Genomic DNA, 17,734 nt, shown 5'->3' with positions numbered 1-17,734 from the left:
ATCCACCACAACTCCATACTACCCGGTATTCTAGAAACCGAACTTATACCACCACTGGTGGCTGCACTACCTGCCGGTGCCAATTCATATCGTTTCCACGGATTACCATCATACCAATAGGCGGCTTGGACTGATCCGTTAGCACCAATCCACCACAACTCCATACTACCCGGTATTCTAGAAACCGAACTTATACCACCACTGGTGGCTGCACTACCTGCTGGAGCTATCTCGTATCGTTTCCACGGATTACCATCATACCAGTAAGCACCCTGTATTGACCCATTGGCACCGATCCACCACAACTCCATACTACCCGGTATTCTGGAAACCGAACTTATACCACCATTAGTCGCTGCACTACTACTGGCGGCTAATTCAAACCTCCCCCAGGCAGATGATGCTGGCCAGCCAACTTGTCTACGTGTAAAGGAACACATGATCAACGAATTCTGATCCATTAGACAGTCTATTCCGCCCCCGGCCGCACAAGCTCTGCAATTACCATTAGGAACATTGTCACATCCATGAGTGGTTGTACAACTGGAGCATGGCGTGCCGTCCCCTGTATACTCATCGGCTGCGCCAAATAAGTGACATACTTCATGAGCGGTGATAGAATCTATAGCATTGATACCCCAATTCCCCCAATTGTTGCGATTAGCGAGGGTTAAACGTCCGTTATCAGCGTAAGCATGCCAATTAGTTGCAAAAGGTGTTACAAAAACTACTATTGCATGTGCAGAATTATTTACAGTACGTAGCTCATTACGGTAACTAACAACGCCATTCCAGTCGTCCGAATAGCTCTTACCGTTGTACCCGATTTTCTTCATTGCTGGATTGCGCCAATAGTCTTCTCTACTACGATTATCCCCATTTGCCACATCTATACTTACGTAATGATAATTGTACACCCATGATAAATTTCCAACAGGATGTTGAGAGGCTAACCAATTTATACCCGTTTGGATTTCGTTACGAAGGGTGATGCGCTCTGTCTCACTAAATTTGGGACCATCTGTTTTTGATGATTCAACAAACACTACGCCTACTGATATTTCTCCATTCATGCGCCAGCAGGATTCTTCTGCGCCTGCGCCTAACGCTTCAACACCAAGATTAAATCTTACTGATTTTTTCTCTTTTAAAAGTTCATCAACGAGGTTTTCTTCTAAATTCAATACTGTTTCTTCCAATTCAGGATGAACGATAGCAAGCCTGGATAGATGATAAACTTTAGTTGGATCTTTGAATTTATTCAGAAGTCTTTTTTCAAGTGTGGTGAAGGAATTTTGAACTCGTTCTCTACTGAACGGTATATTTCTTGAAGAGGGTGAATCAACTTGTCTAATACTCTTCTCTCGGAGGGTTTTCAAAAAAAAATCTTCAGATAACTCAGAGTATGGACGCGGTTCGTCAAATCCCTTAGCACCCCACGAAATTCCACGATTAGAATCCTTGCTCGACGTCCTAAAGGAAGATTCATAAGATAAATTCCAGGTAGCGGCTATTTCCTGTGCTTCTCTTGACTTATCGGCCATTTGTTCAGTCTTGATTGGGCCATCATATATTTCGCTAAAGAAACCAGAATCTCTTATAACCTTTATTTCTGTGTCTGAAGCTGAAACTTCAAACGCAGTTTCACTATACTGTGCTAACACTTGAATTTGATGTTCTCGCAAATAAGAAAACGCACTTTTACCAGCCTGAACAGTAGTAGCTTTAAGGAAAAGCAGAAGGTTCTTTTTCATAAATATGTATAGTTAAATAATTGATGTATTACAGTTGACGGGTATACATAGATGCGGTTGTAAACAAATTACTTCACTGAAATACTGAATTTTGTTACTGGCAACTATACTGATGACCTTAAGCAAATCACTGATACTGCGATTTCAAGCCAGCATAGTCAAGTAATGAGATAGCCTAAGGAAGAAACTTAGGTTTATAAGGATTTGGAGAAAATACTATTGTTCCCCAACATAGAATGGGCTAATAAATATAGATTAGGATTTCTTTTAAAAAGAATTGTACTATTCAATCCGTTATTAGTTTTTATTCAACGGTTAGATTATGGTGCCTTTTTCTACTGTTAAGTTGCATTATCGTTGTCTAGCCTTTAGGTCAATAATAGATATAGCGTTAATTAAATCTTAGATTATCTAATTGTAGATTGCTCAACATAAACTCGTTACGTTGACGGATTTGGATAATGGTCTCGAATTTTGACCGCGTTTTTTTGGGGTTACGCTAACGGTCGTGGTCACTCTTACTTTTAAAGATTTTACCTACCCCTCCCCCCTTTGGTATATTCATTTGTTTGATTGTTCAACGGTGTGTTAATTGCCTTTCTTAACGAAAGAATGCAATGCACTTTAAAGTCCTCACCCCTTCCGAATCCCTTGAAAAAACCTATCGGCTACAATCGACAACCCGCGAACAGATTGAGCTATTCAAAACTCAGTTTACTAGACTATTAGGTCGTATTGACGAAAAGGAAAGTGAGGAGAACATTAAAGATCATTTGATGGACTTCCTGAAAGAAGTCTATTACAAAGATGCTTACGTAGTAGCTCCCAAAGGAAAAACCGATTTTGTCATTCACTTAAGTAAAGACGCGACGACGCAAGCGGGGTTGTTATCCGAGGTAAAACGGCCCGCCAATAAAAGCGAAATGATTACCCGCCAAGACCTCAACACTAAAGCCTTTCACGAATTACTACTTTCAAGGGCGCGAACGCTCAAAAAACAGCGATATTCGGCATTGTGTCATTACCAACGTCTATGAGTGGTTCATCTTTGATGCGGCTCTGATCGACCGTTTATTCTATCGGAACGCTCATCTAACCAAAGAGTATAAAACCTGGTCATCGGGCCAAAAGGTCAGCAGTAACAACGAGTTGTTTTATAATAAAATTGTTAAGCCGTTCCTGATCGAGTTAGCGAATAAACCCGATGCTGAAGAAATACCATTCACCTATTTTGACCTACGGAATTTTCAGAAGATTGTAGCGGATGAGGACAAGGTAAATGATAAGGGGCTATTGTCGCTCTACAAAATTCTTTCGCCTACTCATCTGCTGAAGCTGCCAGCGGCAACGGATAGCAACAAACTCAACCCCAAATTTTACGCGAAACTACTTCACCTCATCGGGTTAGAGGAAATCAAAGAGGGCGGTAGAAAAGTAATTCGGCGAAAAGAAGCTGCTAACCCGGCGGCTGTATGCTTCGAACTACGTTAAATTCTTCAATCAGGTCGTTTCAGAGCGGCCCCAACTCATTTCCTTACTATGGACCAACAAGATCATACCCCCACACCGGCGCTCATTGCTATAGCGGCAATGCTGGAGCTTCATTTATCGAACTGGCAGGAACTGCTTCTTCGATTGCAGACTGAAAAGGCTCCATCTGATAGAATTAAGTATTATAAAATCCAGATCGAACGATTAGAAGCGGAATCCATACGCTTAAGCGAAACCGCATCTTGGGGCAATAGTGCTGATTATCTCAATAAAGCAAGCGAAATGGATCGAGAAACCGCAATTAAAATCCTTTCAATAGCGCAGACGATATAAACAGAAAGCCTGCTTCTAAAGTCACAAAATATAGGAGTTCAACTGTATAGTACAATCGATGAAATGCTACATATAGTATTTGATCACGTTGGATTCGATGACGCCAGTGGGATCATGCAAAATACCGCTGCAGACTACTTTACTCTGGTTTACAACAAAGCAACAGCGGAGCAGATTTACGAAAATCTAATGAAAGCCAAAGATAGCGACGAATGGCCAGGGCTTTAGTAGCCTGTCTACCACGTTTACCCCAGTATTCTAAACAAAGCTGATCGATCGAAAGCAACCTTAGATAAATAAAGCTAAGTTCAAGCTAACCCCCTCAATTACCTCCGCAGTCGAAGGGGTTTTTGCTTACCTTGCGATACATCTAAACCCATCCTTTTATGGCTTACAAATTACTTTACGGACTACTCTTGGTTGCCAATATAAGCTACGCCCAAGTGGGTATTGGCACGACTACGCCTAACGCGTTTTTTAATGTGGCTACGGGGCAAAATGTTCTGTTTGGCTATGATTTATCCGGTTCAGGCAGTAAAGTACAATGGAACGCTGCTAAAAGTGCCTTTAGAGCAGGCTATATCAATGGAACCCAATGGGACTCTAACCAACTCGGCTACTACTCCTTGGCGACTGGCTATAATACCATCGCAAGTGGTGACTATTCTATCGCCATGGGCTTTAGCACTACGTCCACTAATGTCCGCTCCATTGCCCTGGGTACCCAGGCGGTGGCCAGTGGGCCCAACGCTTTCGCGCTAGGATTTAATACGACCGCCAGCAGTGATAATGCCACGGCGATGGGAAACAATGTGTCTACGGCCGACAAAACAGGCTCTTTTATCATGGGAGATTATTCAGGTACGACTTACGCCAATACGGCGGGGAATCAAATGATGATGCGCTTTACTGGGGGATACGTCCTTTATAGTGGTGATACGGGTAATCAATCTACATCAGTAGGGGTCCGGTTAACGCCTAACAACAATGCCTGGTCGACCCTTTCCGATTCGACCCGCAAAGAGAATTTTCGAAGCGTGGACGGAGCATCGTTTCTCCAGAAGATCAATGCCATGCGCTTAGGCTCCTGGAACTACAAGGGGCAAGACGTTAAGCAGTACCGCCATTATGGCCCCATGGCGCAGGATTTCTTTGCCGCCTTTGGACACGATGAGTTAGGCGTGATCGGCGAGGACAAAAGCATCAACCAAGCTGATTTCGATGGCGTGAACCTGATCGCCATTCAAGCTTTGATCAAAGAAGTTGAGCAGTTGAAAACCGAGAATAAGAGTTTGCGGCAGCAAAACGGGGCTCTCAAATCAGAAACACAGGCCCGGCTGGATAAGATCGAAGCCGCCCTGCAAGGACAAACGAGTAGCCAAGCGCTCACCTTCAAACCCTAGCCTGAGCATGCGAACCTATCTAACTCTTCTAGGGCTGTTGTTAGCCCTTAGTGCATCGGCTCAACTCTCAGTGGCTAGTAGCGGCATGACAGTCTTGACGGGCACGGCCCTGACTGTCGATGGGCTCTCACTTATTCCTTCGGCCACGCTAAATTTGACGAGTAACAGCATCAAGAGGACCAGCACACCCCTAGCTAACAATCCTAGTATCAGCCGGCTTTACCAGTTCGGCGCCCCATTTCTATTTTCAGGCCGGGTGGGCATCAGTTACCTGCCTGGCGAACTGAACGGCTACACTGAGTCAACGCTGCAAGTGGCCTACGCTCCAGCACCCAGCACCAACCTGACCGTCACCACCAGCAGCACCGTCAATGCAACCACGCATTACGTGCAAAACACGCTGACCAGCCAAAATCTGTATGTGGTCACGGCCACGGCGCTCTCAGATCTGTCGCCCATCGTCTACGCCCGGCCCACGACCGTCTACGGATCAGCGCCCTTTACAGTCGTCATCGATGTGGTCGAGCTAAACTCGGTAGCCACCAGTGGCAGCTTTACGGTGCGGGTCACCAAAGATCAAAAGCTCAACCTGGACTTTGATCCGGGCTTAACCAGCGTCAATGGTCGGACGGTGCAGAACAGCGTCTGGAGCCTGGATAACTCAAACCCCAACTACTACATCTTAACCACTTCACAAAGCGTAGCGGCTGGCGATCGACTGTCGTTTGGCTTGACGGGTCAATTGAGTCCGGGGGCATCCTCGGGCATTGTAACGGTCAGCTCAACAGTGCTGCCTGCAACCGTAGTCGAAGCCAGGTTGAATAATAACATCGACGCCGATAAGGTGGAGTATTTTCAGCAGTAAAGGGTAAACGTGGTTAAGAAGTCCCCTACTCAGCTGAGCTGTTTAATTCTGTCCAGCGGTTGAATTAGTGATTATAGAGAGAAGGCCCCGGCAAACAGTCAGGGCTTTTTTCTTACCTTGCGGGCTTCGTTTCAATAAGTCCCTTAACTATGAAATCAATTTTATTAGTAGTACTTCCATTTCTTCTTTTTGTTACCTTAGGCCACGCCCAGGTGGGTATAGGTACTACTACACCCAAAGCCTTTTTTAACGTACTCTACGGACAAACCGTCCTGTTTGGGTACGATACCACGGGTACCCTTAGTTCATCGTCAATAACCTACCCTAAGCTTATCTGGTACGGTAGCAAGGGAGCCTTCCGAGCGGGCGGAATCTCGGGAAGTAGCGCAACGTTTGCGGCCTGGGATAAAGACAATGCGGGCTCGTATTCGTTTGCCAGCGGACTTGATACCCGGGCAAGCGGCTATGCCGCTACCAGCATGGGTTTTGCCACTACCGCCAGTGGCTACGGGTCGGTAGCGATCGGGGGCTTTCTTACGGCCAGTGGGAACTACGCACTGGCTATGGGGACCAATACCCTCGCCAGCGGCTATAGCTCAATGGCTACAGGACAGAGCTCGACAGCCAGTGGTTACACGTCCAGAGCCCTTGGCTATGTAGCCACTGCTAATGCTGATTTCTCTACTGCTATGGGGAATTACGTCTCAACTAATTCCAGAAAGGGAGCGTTTATAATTGGCGATCAGCCCCCAGGCGGAGTTAGCGTTATATATGATATCTACAAAAACGATGTCGACAATCAAATGCTGATGCGTTTTGCGGGAGGGTATAAACTTTATAGTAGTACTCCTGCCAGCCAAACAGACGCTGTCGGGGTATCCCTGAACGCTGGCGGCAACGCTTGGCAGACCATCTCCGATTCGACTCGTAAAGAGAATTTTCGACTAACTGACGGCACTTCTTTTCTTCAAAAAATCAGTAATATGCGCTTAGGCAGTTGGAACTACAAAGGCCAGGATGCTAAGACGTATCGTCACTACGGTCCAATGGCCCAGGACTTCTTTGCGGCTTTTGGTCAGGATGAACTAGGCACTATCGGCGAAGATAAGAGTATCAACCAGGCCGATTTCGATGGGGTGAATCTCATTGCTATTCAGGCACTGATTCAAAAAGTAGAAAAGCTGGAAGCAGAACTGGCCGCTTCGAAAGAACGGGAAAGTACGACCCAGGCCCGACTGGCTAAAATCGAATCGTTGCTCACTACCTCGTCAGCTCAAACTACCGTTACGTTCAAACCGTAAGTAAAACTGTTGCTGGGAAGAAATGCCAAATTTCGACCTGCATCTTTCTGGTTTTTTGATCCACTCGTGATTACAATGTTGGTTAGAGACAACTACACAAAATGATCTGAGAACTCTATACTTGTTAAATTATATCTTACAAATTGATGGGTAATAAGCGCCAATTATTCAAACTGATTAATTCGTCCACTAAACCGTCCACTGGGTAAAAGAAAACCCGCTAACTGTCTGATAATTAGCGGGTTAATTCTATAGTCTGTGCTCCCGAAGGGATTCGAACCCCTATCGTCGGTACCGGAAACCGAAATTCTATCCATTGAACTACGGGAGCCGTTCTCCCCGGTTTTGGGACTGCAAAGGTAGCAGTTTCGCTAGGCTTATGCAAGACTATTTCCAAACCAGGGATGACTTTTCAGCGCCGTCCGCGACCTCCACGTCGATTTTCGCCTTTGGCAGCTGCTCCTTCGTTCCGTTTAGATGAACTGGTTCGTCGGGAAGAGGATGTGCCCTTCGAACTGCCTGAACGAGCTCCCTGGCTTTCGCTACGTCGGCCTGAACGGCTAAGGTTTGAATCCGTGGAACTCCGCTCGGCTTTATCGCCAACCAGAGCAAAGTCCATGCTCCGGCGGGCCAGGTTCGTTTCTTTCAACTGTACGATTACCGGATCACCGAACGTGTAGATTTTCTTATGGCGCTGACCAGCAATCCGGTAATTATCCTTATCGAACTCATAGTAGTCGTCTGTCAGATCCTGCATCCGAACCAGGCCTTCGCAGCTGTTTTCGGTGATTTCTACGAAAAAGCCGAACTCTGTAACACCCGAAATAACGCCTTCAAAATGCTGACCCGGCGCCATACGGCTCATGAACTCAACCTGTTTGTATTTGATGCTGGCTCGCTCCGCTTCAGCAGCCATTCGTTCGCGCTCCGACGAGTGCTTGCTTTTTTCCTCGTACTCCTCCCGATCCGCCGGTTTGCCTTTGTCCAGATAATGTTGGAGTAAACGGTGGGCCATCATGTCGGGGTAGCGACGAATGGGCGATGTAAAGTGCGAGTACCGACGAAACGCCAGCCCAAAGTGTCCTAAATCTTCAGTTGTATAGCGCGCTTTCGACATCGTTCGTACAGCTAGTTGCTGAAGCATATTCGCTTCGGGCTTGCCTTCGATACTAGCCATGAATCGGTTCATCGAACTTGACAGATGCTCGTCATCGACATTGAGTTTGTACCCTAGCTTGCGGGCGAAATCGGCGAAACTACGTAGCTTATCTTCGGCCGGGCCTTCATGGACCCGATACACCATCGTATTTTCTTCTCCACCCTTATTCCGTTTCGAGAGCGAATGGACAAACTCGGCTACCCGCTTGTTCGCCAGCAGCATAAATTCCTCGATGAGTTTGTTCGTGTCCTGACGGATTTTCGGGTAAACCGCTAGTGGAACGCCATTCTCATCTAAACGGAATCGTACTTCGACTGTCTCGAAATTGATCGCGCCGTTTTTGAAACGCTCATCACGCAATTTATAGGCAAGTTCGTTCAACAGCCGTAGCTCTTCTATATAATCGCCACTGTTGTTGTTTAGAATGTCCTGCGCTTCCTCATAAGCGAAACGCCGATTCGAGTGAATAGCCGTCCGCCCAAACCATTCATTGACGATTTTTGCATCGTGGGTTAATTCAAAAACCGCTGAGAACGTCAGTTTATCTTCGTTTGGACGTAGTGAACATAAGCCGTTCGACAGCTTTTCGGGCAACATCGGTACGACGCGATCTACCAGATATACGGACGTAGCGCGCTTATACGCTTCAGCCTCCAGTTTCGAGCCGGGAAGAACGTAGTGCGTTACGTCGGCAATGTGTACGCCAATCTCGTAGTTGCCGTTATCAAGCACCTGAACCGACAACGCATCATCGAAATCTTTCGCATCGACAGGGTCAATGGTGAAGGTTGTCACTTCACGCATATCACGCCGTTTGGCCAGATCTTTTGCCTGGATCTCCGTTGGGATCGCTTCGGCTTCCTGTTCAACGTCGGTAGGAAAATGAATCGGTAAGCCAAACTCAGCCAAAATCGCGTGCATTTCGGTATTGTTCTGGCCTGCCAGGCCCAGCACCGTAACAACTTCGCCTTCGAACTGCTGTTTGCTGCTATTGGGAGCGGGGTATTTCGTCAGGCGTACAATGACTTTCTCGCCATCGTTTGCTCCGCCAAGCTTTTCCTTAGGAATGAAGATATCTTCGTAAATCTTCTTGCTATCAGGAACAACAAAGCCATACGTTGGCCAGACTTCAATACGTCCAACCAACTCGGTACGTCCCCGTTCAATCACATTAGCGACTTTGCCTTCAATCCGTCTGCGGGAACGCCCGCCCGGCGCGTTTCGTGAGTCTGTAAAACGAACGACACGCACGCGGTCACCATCAACGGCCCCGGCGAGGTCATCCGTTGAAACCCATACATCGTCGTCGCGATCACCCCGAACACCAGTAGCTGTGTCAGGAATAACGAAAGCGAATCTTGAATTAACGTGATCGACTACGCCTTCAATCAGATTAGCGTTGGCATCAGCACGATAACTGCCGTCAGATTGACGTACCAGGGTGCCTTCATCGGTGAGTTCACCAATCAGGCCGTGTATGATGAGCTTCATTCGTCGGTCGCCGGTGCCAAAATGGTCAAGGACCTGTTCCTGCGTAAACGATTGCTCATCATTAATCTGAAAAAAGGCCATCAGGTCGTTCTTCAGTTCATCCAGGAAAGAGTCTGCTTGCTGAATCGGCTTCGTCTTTGCTGCTTTTTCCAAACCTTTCTCCCGCGGGCGAGTCGTGTGCGACTGTCCCGAGGCAGGTTTCGCGGAATATTTTTTTTGTTTTTCGTTCCTCATAAATAAATGCCTGACTCCGTAGTCAAGCTGAAAATAACGTAGTGTAGATAGAAATTGTCTATCAATCACTTAAGACAATATGCTCGTCGGCCACGAGCGAGGCACCCACCATTTTCAAATAAACCTGCACCAGCATCACCATCGAATCGCGGGCGTATTGTTCGATACGTGGCCAGTCGTGTTCGCGGTAGTACACTTCGCTGGTGCGGTCGCCGGTCCATTCAAGTGGGCGAGTCGGTACGTTCAGGACGGCCGCCAGGAGGTCGAGTGGGGCGAAATGACGTTTGTCGCCAAACTGCCAGTGTTCAAGCGTGTCCTTGTGGGGAATTTCCCAAGGTTTTTTACCGGAGATCTGCAAGGCCGGTGGTAAGGGCAAACCATTCACCATCAGCCGTCGGCACAGATAAGGGAAGTCAAACTCCTTGCCGTTGTGGGCACAGAGCGTCAGCTCACCCGGTGGATAGCGGTTGACGATGGTCAGAAACTCAGTCAGTAACGGCAACTCATCGTCGTTACTCAATAACTTCACTTTTAGGTGTGGCTTATCTTCGTCATCAAAAAACAAACCGCCTACGCTGATGCAGATAATTTTACCAAACTCAGCGTAATAGGATGCCCGTCGATCGTACCAGCCTGCTGCCGACAGTTCATCTTCGCTTTTAAAATACCGGCTCTTTTCTTCCCACTGTCGCTGCAAACGAGGCTCGACAGAAAGAAGCGACGGCTCACCCGCCACCGTTTTAAGGTCGATAAACAAAAAGTTTTTCAGGCGACGTTTCCAGGAGACGGGATGAGGCATAGAGTTAGATTTGTGTAGCGTATCAGTGCAAACCCGCAAGCTGTTACAATGGCAAACTTCCACTGGTTTGCCAGTCTGGCCGCATTATTCATGTAAAATCCCTTCCAAACCCAATGCGGGTACAGGCACGAGATTTTCGTCGACAATGCTATCAGGTACGAAGATAAACTTCTTATCAAAAATCTGATCGCCAATGAAATAACTGACCCAGTATTCGTTGGTCAGATGAAACACATCGGGCATAATGGTTTCGATAACTTCATGTGCGCCGGGCTGTATTTCTACAAAGAAATGCCGTAATGTGGAGGTTTTCTGTTCTTCATCGTTTTTCTGGCCATATCCTTTCGACGTAACAAACACAGTTTTAATCGGTACGTCGTTTTGATTGATTAGAAAAACCTGCCAGTCATAATCACCAAGTAGGTTCTCTTTACGGGCGATGACAATCTGTACGCCCACAACGGGCAAAAAATTAATGTCTTTTTTCATTGCAAACGTTCACTGGGAGTTACGAGAGAAACAAAAAAGACAAGATCGACTTACGTGCGGGCAACCTCTTTTATCTTATTTGTTTCCTCCTGTGCCTCAATAATTTTCATCTCAAACAACTCTGCCACGTGGCGCTGAACATGGTCAGCCACTTCATCTAGTGGCACGTCATGACCTAATTCAGCGGCTAGTGAGGTAACGGCTTTATCGGTTATCCCACAGGGAACAATATGGTCAAAATATCGCAAATCTGTATTAACGTTCAAGGCAAAACCGTGCATCGTTACCCAACGGCTCGCTTTTACCCCCATCGCGCAGATTTTTCTAGCTGGTCCTGCCGCTGGGTTTGTGTCGCTGTCATACCCCAGCCAGACCCCTGTTAGTCCGTCAATACGTCCCGCCCGCAACCCATAATCGGCTAAGGTCAGGATAATGCTTTCTTCTAATAACCGCATATAGCGATGAATGTCTGTAAAGAAATTATCCAGATCCAGAATGGGGTAGCCTACTAACTGGCCAGGACCGTGAAACGTAATGTCGCCCCCCCGCCGAATCTTGAAGAACGTAGCACCAAGTTCTGTCGTCAGTCGGGCTTCATCCACCAGCAGGTTTTCGGCGTGCCCGCTGGTACCAAGCGTATATACGGGCGGGTGTTCGCAGAAGAGCAGATAGTTTGGGGTTGGTACCTGATCTTCAGTAGGGGAGGTTCGGTTCAGCAGTTTCTGGTCAACAATGCCAGCAAATAAACGTTCCTGCTCATCCCAGGCTGTTTTGTAGTCAATCAGTCCTATCCTGCGAACCTTAACTTCTTTATTAATACGACTATTCATCTCAATACTGGCAAACGGGCTTCCATTACGTTGGTAACAACCAAGTCAATGAGTTTCGTTCGGATTATCGTTATTTGTAACTTTATGATTCATATATGGCACAACATAACGATACGGGGAACCAGGGCGAAGAGGAAGCAGTACATTACTTACGAGAAAAAGGGTACGAAATCATGACCCGAAATTATCGGTATCAACATGCTGAAATTGATCTGATTGTAAAGAAGGGTAAGCTACTGGCGTTTGTGGAAGTTAAAACCCGTACCAACCTGAGTTATGGCAATCCTGAAGAATTCGTCTCCTACACCAAAGCCAAACTGGTTATGAAGGCTGCTGAACAGTACATCTTTGCCAGAGACTGGCAGGGCGACATTCGTTTTGACATTATAGCCGTTACGATAGCAGGCAGTGAACTACGTATCAAGCACATTGAAGACGCGTTTTATTAACGTTTCTCTACTATATGACCAGCCTTACTAGATACTCTTTCAGACACATTCCCAAACGAACTGATCGCTTCCCGGAATCGTTGACTTATTTGGCCCTAATTAAATAATAGCGGCTCAGCATTGCGATATAATTCATTGAGTATAGAATAGTAAAATTGCATTATTTTATACTGCAAGTAGTCTCAAAGGCTGTTTTTGACGTTTTTATTGTAACTTAGGAACAGCAAGCAACCATTACCATGTACGAAAAGAATATAGGTACGAAGCAGAAAGCACTACGTATTAATCTGGACCGACGTATTTATGGGTCTTTTGCTGAAATTGGCGCTGGACAGGAAACGGCCGCTATGTTTTTTAAGGCAGGAGGCTCATCGGGAACGATTGCTAAAACCATGTCGGCCTATGATATGACATTCAGTGACTCGATTTACGGCGTCGAAGAAAGTGGCCGCTACGTTGTTGAGTCGCGATTAGTCAAAATGCTTAGTAAAGAATACAGCCTGTTAGAAAAGCGATTAGCGGAAAAACGTGGTCCCGACACTACGTTTTTTTCATTTGCGAATACGGTTGTTGCGCTTAATTACCAGAAAACAAACGAAGCCCATGGCTGGATCGGCTGCCGGTTTCAGCTAAACCCGCAAGCGGGTTATAATGATGTGATTATTCACGTCAGAATGCTTGATAACGAGAACATTTTGCAGCAACAGGCGCTGGGAGTTATCGGAGTCAATCTGATTTACGGATGCTACTACTATTCTAAATCGCCCGAAACGCTGGTGCTATCGCTCATGGACGATCTGCTGCCGGAACGGATTCAGATTGACATGATTCGGTTCAATGGACCCGATTTTGCTGATGTAGACAATCGGTTAATGAGCTTGCATCTGGTGAAGAACGGGTTTACCGATGCGGCTCTATTCGGTCCTGATGGTCAGGTTTTGCAACCCTCCGAAGCACTCTACAAAAAGCATATCCTAGTCATGCGCGGTCGACTACGTCCGGTAACGAACGTTCAGATGGACATGATCGAAAATGGCCTGAAGCAATTCAAAGATGAACCTGACGTCGATGAAAATCGCGTGATTTCGATGGCTGAGTTAACGCTACATAACCTGAAAGCCAACGAGCAGGGCATTGATGAAAAAGACTTTCTGGATCGGGTGGATATTTTGTGCTCGATGGGACAGACCGTAATGATTTCCAACTATCTGGAATATTATAAGCTGGTAGCCTACCTGGCCCGTCTGACGCGACTCAAAATTGGGCTGGTTGTAGGGATTCCAAACCTGGAATACATTTTCGAGGAAGGCCACTACGAATTTTTGCCGGGCGGTATTCTGGAGTCGTTTGCTACGTTATTCAGCCGAAAGGTTAAGCTGTTCGTGTATCCAACCTTGAAAGAAGGCGCTATTTATACGTGTAATGAGTTTAAGTTGCCGCCTAGATTAGAGCCTCTTTTTCAGTATCTTGTACGTAACGATAAGATCGAGGATATTACTGATTTTAACGAACAACACCTGCACATTTCGACGGATGGCGTTCTGGAAATGATTCAACGGGGCGAAGATGGCTGGGAAAAGCTGGTCCCTGAGCGAGTGGCTGAACAGATCAAAACGAACTGTCTGTTCGGCTATCCCTGCGAAGTCGAATACGTACCGATCGGGCAACAGGTACGTCTGCAGCAACAGGAAGAAATTCAGCAGTCAGTGCCGCAATAAGACTGTATCTTATCCAACTAACTGTTCTTTTATTGGACATTTCCGTTCTTTATCAAGTTAATCAGGGAATACCGTAGAAATCGGAAAACATCAATTCCATTGCGGGGTTTTACTAACCAGTCTTATTTATTGGTTTAATTCCCACGTAGTATGGAAACGATTTATGATTGGCTCCTTCACAATACCGGTAACACCGGAAATTATTATACCATCCTGAATACCCAACGCGATGAATCGGATGGCCTGGACGTAATGGTTCGGTCCGCTGATTTTAAGGTCGTGAACCTGCTTATTCACGACGCCCAAAATTCTGATTTTTCTGGTGGGAAGTCATTGGAAAACAGCTACGTTTTTGGCGACGAGCAACAGGTCATAAGCTTCCTTATAGATGGTAAAACGCCTGAATCACAGCCAGATAAGAACACTGCGGGGATAAGTGTTCTGGTGACAGAACCGGCTGGCGAAGCAGGCGATGTTACGTTCCCACCCGCTCAGTCGTAGCCTGTTCTTCTTAATTACTCGACAAAACGATGAAAGCGCAGATAACCTTAACGATTTGGACTGGCGCGGCTTACGGCGCTATCAAACGCGTTGTGATACCCTACGAAGAGGTGTTAGACGTAGAAGCACAGATGAACCGATATGCGGAAGAGCATGGCCTTACGCTGGCGCTAATTGGTGAGGACGGCAAGGCGGGTTTGTACTGGGACGCTGATGGAAAGATGATCCGATTGGCCGCTGAAGAACTCAGTACAAGTCGAGGTTAGTACGTTGTTTATTCTTTTTCATATATGCAGACAGAAAAGGCAACTTTAGTATCTTTATAGCCTTAATCTGATAGACAGGCATGAATAGCAACGAAAAAGAACTTGAACTGGCTCATGAGCTCACGCATAATGTCAACGATGCTCTGAACCGAAAGATTGAAGAGCGATTCCGGTCCGCGCTGTTCCTGGCCGACCCTAGCTTAAACATGGATGCGGTTACTGTCATTAGCAATGTAGAAAATGACAACGAACTGAATGTTGATGGCGTGGACGACGAAACGATTGATAAGGCAATGGCCATTTTTGAAGCCCAGCAGTAAAACAAGACGCCGGACCTAGTGGTCCGGCGTTTGTGCACTTGCTTACTTAAACTTCAAATTAACCCTACTAAGTTCTGGATGACGGGAATGATGTATTACTACTGTAATTAATTTCCAAGTTTGCCGAATGCAGCCAATCGCGTATCGGAAACGATTGACCAGTTCAATAAGTAGAATAAGTACCTGATTGCAGGACGCTTATCTTCTGTAGAGGATTGAAAAAACGTTGGATTCAAGATGATCCAACGTTTTTTTTGCGCATTATCTAAAATAGCATGTTTAATAAAAACAAAGGTACTTTTCTGACTAATGCCCTGAATTAGAAAGCGCTTAGAATACTATTAGGAAACGATTAGATCGATCGATGATCAAATAAAACAACTGAATGCATTATCAGCGGCCAAAAGCTTATTTGTTGTCAACAATACAGTTCATTGGCAGTTGTATTTTACAGGTCTGTCAACTGGAGCGACCCGTAATCTTGTATGCAACTCACCACAAACTGCTTGTCCACGACTTCATCCCGGCAGTCAGTTCTTTTTCAGCACCATCCAATCGACCCCCGCTTGTTTCTTTCGGTTATTGTTCCTGCCCGCAACGAAGCAGACAATCTTGAGCGGAGTTTACATGCCCTTCGAAATCAGCAGCAAGCGAATGGGTTGCCATTGCCATCAGGATTATATGAAGTACTACTACTGCTGAATAATTGTACGGATGATTCGGCTAGTGTTGCCACGGCTTACCAGCAGCGGTATCCAGCTTTCCCGCTCCGCATAGCAGCGATTCAATTGCCAGCCGAAACGGCTAATATTGGTACCGTCCGACGGCTATTGATGGATGCGGCTTACGAACGGCTGATAAAAGTTGGCAAACCCAGTGGCATTATTGCCTCAACAGACGGCGATACCGTTGTCGATTCGCAGTGGGTATATCAGATCATGCAGGAAACCCAAAGTGGTTGCGAAGTTGTTGGAGGGCGCATTCTAACTCAGGCCGATGGAAATTCGGTTCGACGTAATCACTTGAGGGATGTTACGTATCGCATGCTGGTCGCGCAGGTCGAAGCCTGTCTCGATCCGCAGACGTATGACCCCTGGCCCCGTCATTTTCAGCATTTTGGCGCTAGTTTGGCATTAACCTGTGAAGCCTATAAACGAGTTGGAGGTCTGCCAAACGTACCGTATCTGGAGGATGAAGCGTTGTATCGCGCCCTGGTACGAACTGATACGCGCATTCGAAAAAGTCCGCATGTGCGGGTCACTACGTCGACCCGTATGCACGGCCAGGCCACTGTTGGTTTCTCCGAGCAATTGCGTTACTGGGCTGCGTTGAATCGAGCAAACAAGTGTCAACTGGCCGAACCCGCTGGTGCTGTAATCCGTCGGTTTCGTAGCCGTTCTCAACTACGCTCAGTCTGGCAAAATCGTTTTGGATTGGTTAATCTCGATCTATTGATACCGATTGCCACGGATCTGCTGATTGATCTCGATTGGTTACGTAACGAACTTCTTTGTAACAGGTATTTCGGACAGCTTTGGGAAAACATAGAAGCCAAGATGGCAACAGGTAAGTGGGCGGTTAAATGGCAGCCTGCACCAATCACTGAAACCATCAGTGAGTTACGCCTGTTTCTGCGTACTATCAACTCCAATGGAAACCCACTACGTTAGTTTCTTCTGAAATAAATCTAAGCGATACGTTTCGGCTCGCTGATTCAGCAAATGAGTTAGCGGACCCGTCGACTGCGCAGATGCAGCAAAAAAATCGTGTACTTCGTCGCCGGTCAAAGGATAGTCGTGCACAACAGGCGTCCAGTGTACCAGTAATAGATGACCGTTTGGGCTCAGCGCGTCAATCATTAATTGCCGGGATAGGGACAAATCCTCTCTGGATAAATAATAGCCAACCTCCGAAAGAAGAATCAGATCAAACGGTCCCTGCGGAAATTCACCAGGGATACTCATTTGTCGGATGGTAACGGCTGGATACGTAGCTAAACGCTCACGAGCGGTTTTAAGAGGTAATTCACTAGCGTCAACGGCTAGTAATTGATCGCAGCGATCAGCCAGCATTTGCGTCAGTACGCCAATTGAACAACCTATTTCGAAAGCGTTGTGATAGTGCTCATTAGGCAAAGCGGCCAGCGTTGCTTCGTATTTCCGACGTTCATAATCGCTGGTTGCAAAAGCCCAGGGGTCATTGTTAGCCTGATAAACACTATCGAAGTAGGCCTGTGGTAGCGTCGAGGATGTTTTACTCATAATTTATGGTATCTCGGGAGATATGCAGGATACAGACAAGCTCACTGTAAATAACTCCACAGCCTGTATT

Annotated in this window: 18 protein-coding genes, 1 tRNA gene and 1 pseudogene; 13 read left to right on the top strand and 7 right to left on the bottom strand. The window is 46.5% G+C overall.

What is annotated here, in order from left to right; translation table 11 throughout:
* Window positions 1–1,754, bottom strand: a 1,754-nt coding sequence (locus IC230_RS30395) for a hypothetical protein (RefSeq protein ID WP_223860951.1), incomplete at its 3' end; no start/stop codon positions are given.
* 617 nt (window positions 1,755–2,371) lie between these two features.
* On the opposite strand from IC230_RS30395, the pseudogene IC230_RS34930 reads away from it, so the two are divergent.
* From IC230_RS34930 to IC230_RS30365, 7 genes and pseudogenes are all read left to right on the top strand, one after another.
* Window positions 2,372–3,047, top strand: a pseudogene (locus IC230_RS34930) (DUF7149 domain-containing protein); the annotation flags it as partial.
* A complete protein-coding gene (locus IC230_RS34925) occupies window positions 3,048–3,245 on the top strand; it encodes a type IIG restriction enzyme/methyltransferase (protein ID WP_449451375.1) in 198 nt (65 codons plus the stop codon).
* A 48-nt stretch (window positions 3,246–3,293) separates the two neighbouring features.
* Window positions 3,294–3,578, top strand: a complete 285-nt coding sequence (locus IC230_RS30385) for a hypothetical protein (RefSeq protein ID WP_191042845.1) — start codon at window positions 3,294–3,296, stop codon at window positions 3,576–3,578.
* Between the two features lie 63 nt (window positions 3,579–3,641).
* Window positions 3,642–3,806 carry a hypothetical protein gene (locus tag IC230_RS30380; RefSeq protein WP_191042844.1) on the top strand — a complete coding sequence of 55 codons (165 nt, stop codon included), beginning with the start codon at window positions 3,642–3,644 and terminating at the stop codon, window positions 3,804–3,806.
* 158 nt (window positions 3,807–3,964) lie between these two features.
* Window positions 3,965–4,981 carry a tail fiber domain-containing protein gene (locus IC230_RS30375; RefSeq protein ID WP_191042843.1) on the top strand — a complete coding sequence of 339 codons (1,017 nt, stop codon included), beginning with the start codon at window positions 3,965–3,967 and terminating at the stop codon, window positions 4,979–4,981.
* Window positions 4,982–4,988: 7 nt separating this feature from the next.
* On the top strand, window positions 4,989–5,846 hold the full coding sequence (locus IC230_RS30370; RefSeq protein ID WP_191042842.1) for a hypothetical protein: 858 nt from the start codon (window positions 4,989–4,991) through the stop codon (window positions 5,844–5,846).
* A 149-nt stretch (window positions 5,847–5,995) separates the two neighbouring features.
* Entirely contained in the window at window positions 5,996–7,147 is a 1,152-nt protein-coding gene (locus IC230_RS30365; RefSeq protein ID WP_191042841.1) for a tail fiber domain-containing protein, read from the top strand.
* Between the two features lie 259 nt (window positions 7,148–7,406).
* On the opposite strand, the gene IC230_RS30360 is transcribed toward IC230_RS30365, so the two are convergent.
* The 5 genes from IC230_RS30360 to lipB all read right to left on the bottom strand — a co-directional run bounded on the left by IC230_RS30360 (window position 7,407) and on the right by lipB (window position 12,149).
* A tRNA-Arg gene (locus IC230_RS30360) sits at window positions 7,407–7,478 on the bottom strand.
* Window positions 7,479–7,559: 81 nt separating this feature from the next.
* Window positions 7,560–10,031: a ribonuclease R gene (gene rnr / locus IC230_RS30355; RefSeq protein WP_191042840.1), complete on the bottom strand. Its 2,472-nt coding sequence runs from the start codon at window positions 10,029–10,031 to the stop codon at window positions 7,560–7,562.
* Window positions 10,032–10,092: 61 nt separating this feature from the next.
* Window positions 10,093–10,830, bottom strand: coding sequence for a 3'-5' exonuclease (locus IC230_RS30350; protein ID WP_191042839.1), 738 nt, complete (start codon window positions 10,828–10,830; stop codon window positions 10,093–10,095).
* A gap of 84 nt (window positions 10,831–10,914) precedes the next feature.
* A complete protein-coding gene (locus tag IC230_RS30345; protein WP_191042838.1) occupies window positions 10,915–11,319 on the bottom strand; it encodes a hypothetical protein in 405 nt (134 codons plus the stop codon).
* 50 nt (window positions 11,320–11,369) lie between these two features.
* Window positions 11,370–12,149 (bottom strand): lipoyl(octanoyl) transferase LipB, encoded by a 780-nt coding sequence (gene lipB, locus IC230_RS30340; protein ID WP_191042837.1) that lies wholly within the window; start codon window positions 12,147–12,149, stop codon window positions 11,370–11,372.
* A 95-nt stretch (window positions 12,150–12,244) separates the two neighbouring features.
* On the opposite strand from lipB, the gene IC230_RS30335 reads away from it, so the two are divergent.
* The 6 genes from IC230_RS30335 (at window position 12,245) to IC230_RS30310 (ending at window position 17,073) form a co-directional block, all read left to right on the top strand.
* On the top strand, window positions 12,245–12,598 hold the full coding sequence (locus IC230_RS30335; protein ID WP_191042836.1) for a YraN family protein: 354 nt from the start codon (window positions 12,245–12,247) through the stop codon (window positions 12,596–12,598).
* 239 nt (window positions 12,599–12,837) lie between these two features.
* Complete coding sequence (locus tag IC230_RS30330) at window positions 12,838–14,316, top strand: BCNT domain-containing protein (protein WP_191042835.1); 1,479 nt, start codon at window positions 12,838–12,840, stop codon at window positions 14,314–14,316.
* A gap of 150 nt (window positions 14,317–14,466) precedes the next feature.
* The gene (locus tag IC230_RS30325; RefSeq protein WP_191042834.1) at window positions 14,467–14,817 is read left to right on the top strand and encodes a hypothetical protein; all 351 of its coding nucleotides are present in this window, start codon (window positions 14,467–14,469) and stop codon (window positions 14,815–14,817) included.
* 29 nt (window positions 14,818–14,846) lie between these two features.
* Window positions 14,847–15,083 (top strand): hypothetical protein, encoded by a 237-nt coding sequence (locus IC230_RS30320; protein ID WP_191042833.1) that lies wholly within the window; start codon window positions 14,847–14,849, stop codon window positions 15,081–15,083.
* An 80-nt stretch (window positions 15,084–15,163) separates the two neighbouring features.
* On the top strand, window positions 15,164–15,403 hold the full coding sequence (locus tag IC230_RS30315) for a hypothetical protein (RefSeq protein ID WP_191042832.1): 240 nt from the start codon (window positions 15,164–15,166) through the stop codon (window positions 15,401–15,403).
* Between the two features lie 485 nt (window positions 15,404–15,888).
* The gene (locus IC230_RS30310) at window positions 15,889–17,073 is read left to right on the top strand and encodes a glycosyltransferase (RefSeq protein ID WP_191042831.1); all 1,185 of its coding nucleotides are present in this window, start codon (window positions 15,889–15,891) and stop codon (window positions 17,071–17,073) included.
* Here IC230_RS30310 and IC230_RS30305 read toward each other — a convergent pair.
* Complete coding sequence (locus tag IC230_RS30305; protein ID WP_191042830.1) at window positions 17,065–17,664, bottom strand: class I SAM-dependent DNA methyltransferase; 600 nt, start codon at window positions 17,662–17,664, stop codon at window positions 17,065–17,067. The genes IC230_RS30310 and IC230_RS30305 overlap by 9 nt on opposite strands.
* Between the last annotated feature and the right edge of the window lie 70 nt (window positions 17,665–17,734).

The organism is Spirosoma validum, from assembly GCF_014699035.1.
In the GTDB taxonomy this organism is placed as follows: Bacteria; Bacteroidota; Bacteroidia; order Cytophagales; family Spirosomataceae; genus Spirosoma; species Spirosoma validum.
The sequence above is the reverse complement of the archived record's forward strand: the minus strand, read 5'-3'. Positions and strand labels throughout refer to the sequence as shown.

What these genes read in the sequence shown, in the direction of transcription:
- IC230_RS30385 (WP_191042845.1), top strand. Translation starts at nt 3,294, where the DNA reads ATGGACCAACAAGATCATACCCCCACACCGGCGCTCATTGCTATAGCG.
- IC230_RS30380 (WP_191042844.1), top strand. Translation starts at nt 3,642, where the DNA reads ATGCTACATATAGTATTTGATCACGTTGGATTCGATGACGCCAGTGGG.
- IC230_RS30375 (WP_191042843.1), top strand. Translation starts at nt 3,965, where the DNA reads ATGGCTTACAAATTACTTTACGGACTACTCTTGGTTGCCAATATAAGC.
- IC230_RS30370 (WP_191042842.1), top strand. Translation starts at nt 4,989, where the DNA reads ATGCGAACCTATCTAACTCTTCTAGGGCTGTTGTTAGCCCTTAGTGCA.
- IC230_RS30365 (WP_191042841.1), top strand. Translation starts at nt 5,996, where the DNA reads ATGAAATCAATTTTATTAGTAGTACTTCCATTTCTTCTTTTTGTTACC.
- rnr (WP_191042840.1), bottom strand. Translation starts at nt 10,031, where the DNA reads ATGAGGAACGAAAAACAAAAAAAATATTCCGCGAAACCTGCCTCGGGA.
- IC230_RS30350 (WP_191042839.1), bottom strand. Translation starts at nt 10,830, where the DNA reads ATGCCTCATCCCGTCTCCTGGAAACGTCGCCTGAAAAACTTTTTGTTT.
- IC230_RS30345 (WP_191042838.1), bottom strand. Translation starts at nt 11,319, where the DNA reads ATGAAAAAAGACATTAATTTTTTGCCCGTTGTGGGCGTACAGATTGTC.
- lipB (WP_191042837.1), bottom strand. Translation starts at nt 12,149, where the DNA reads ATGAATAGTCGTATTAATAAAGAAGTTAAGGTTCGCAGGATAGGACTG.
- IC230_RS30335 (WP_191042836.1), top strand. Translation starts at nt 12,245, where the DNA reads ATGGCACAACATAACGATACGGGGAACCAGGGCGAAGAGGAAGCAGTA.
- IC230_RS30330 (WP_191042835.1), top strand. Translation starts at nt 12,838, where the DNA reads ATGTACGAAAAGAATATAGGTACGAAGCAGAAAGCACTACGTATTAAT.
- IC230_RS30325 (WP_191042834.1), top strand. Translation starts at nt 14,467, where the DNA reads ATGGAAACGATTTATGATTGGCTCCTTCACAATACCGGTAACACCGGA.
- IC230_RS30320 (WP_191042833.1), top strand. Translation starts at nt 14,847, where the DNA reads ATGAAAGCGCAGATAACCTTAACGATTTGGACTGGCGCGGCTTACGGC.
- IC230_RS30315 (WP_191042832.1), top strand. Translation starts at nt 15,164, where the DNA reads ATGAATAGCAACGAAAAAGAACTTGAACTGGCTCATGAGCTCACGCAT.
- IC230_RS30310 (WP_191042831.1), top strand. Translation starts at nt 15,889, where the DNA reads ATGCAACTCACCACAAACTGCTTGTCCACGACTTCATCCCGGCAGTCA.
- IC230_RS30305 (WP_191042830.1), bottom strand. Translation starts at nt 17,664, where the DNA reads ATGAGTAAAACATCCTCGACGCTACCACAGGCCTACTTCGATAGTGTT.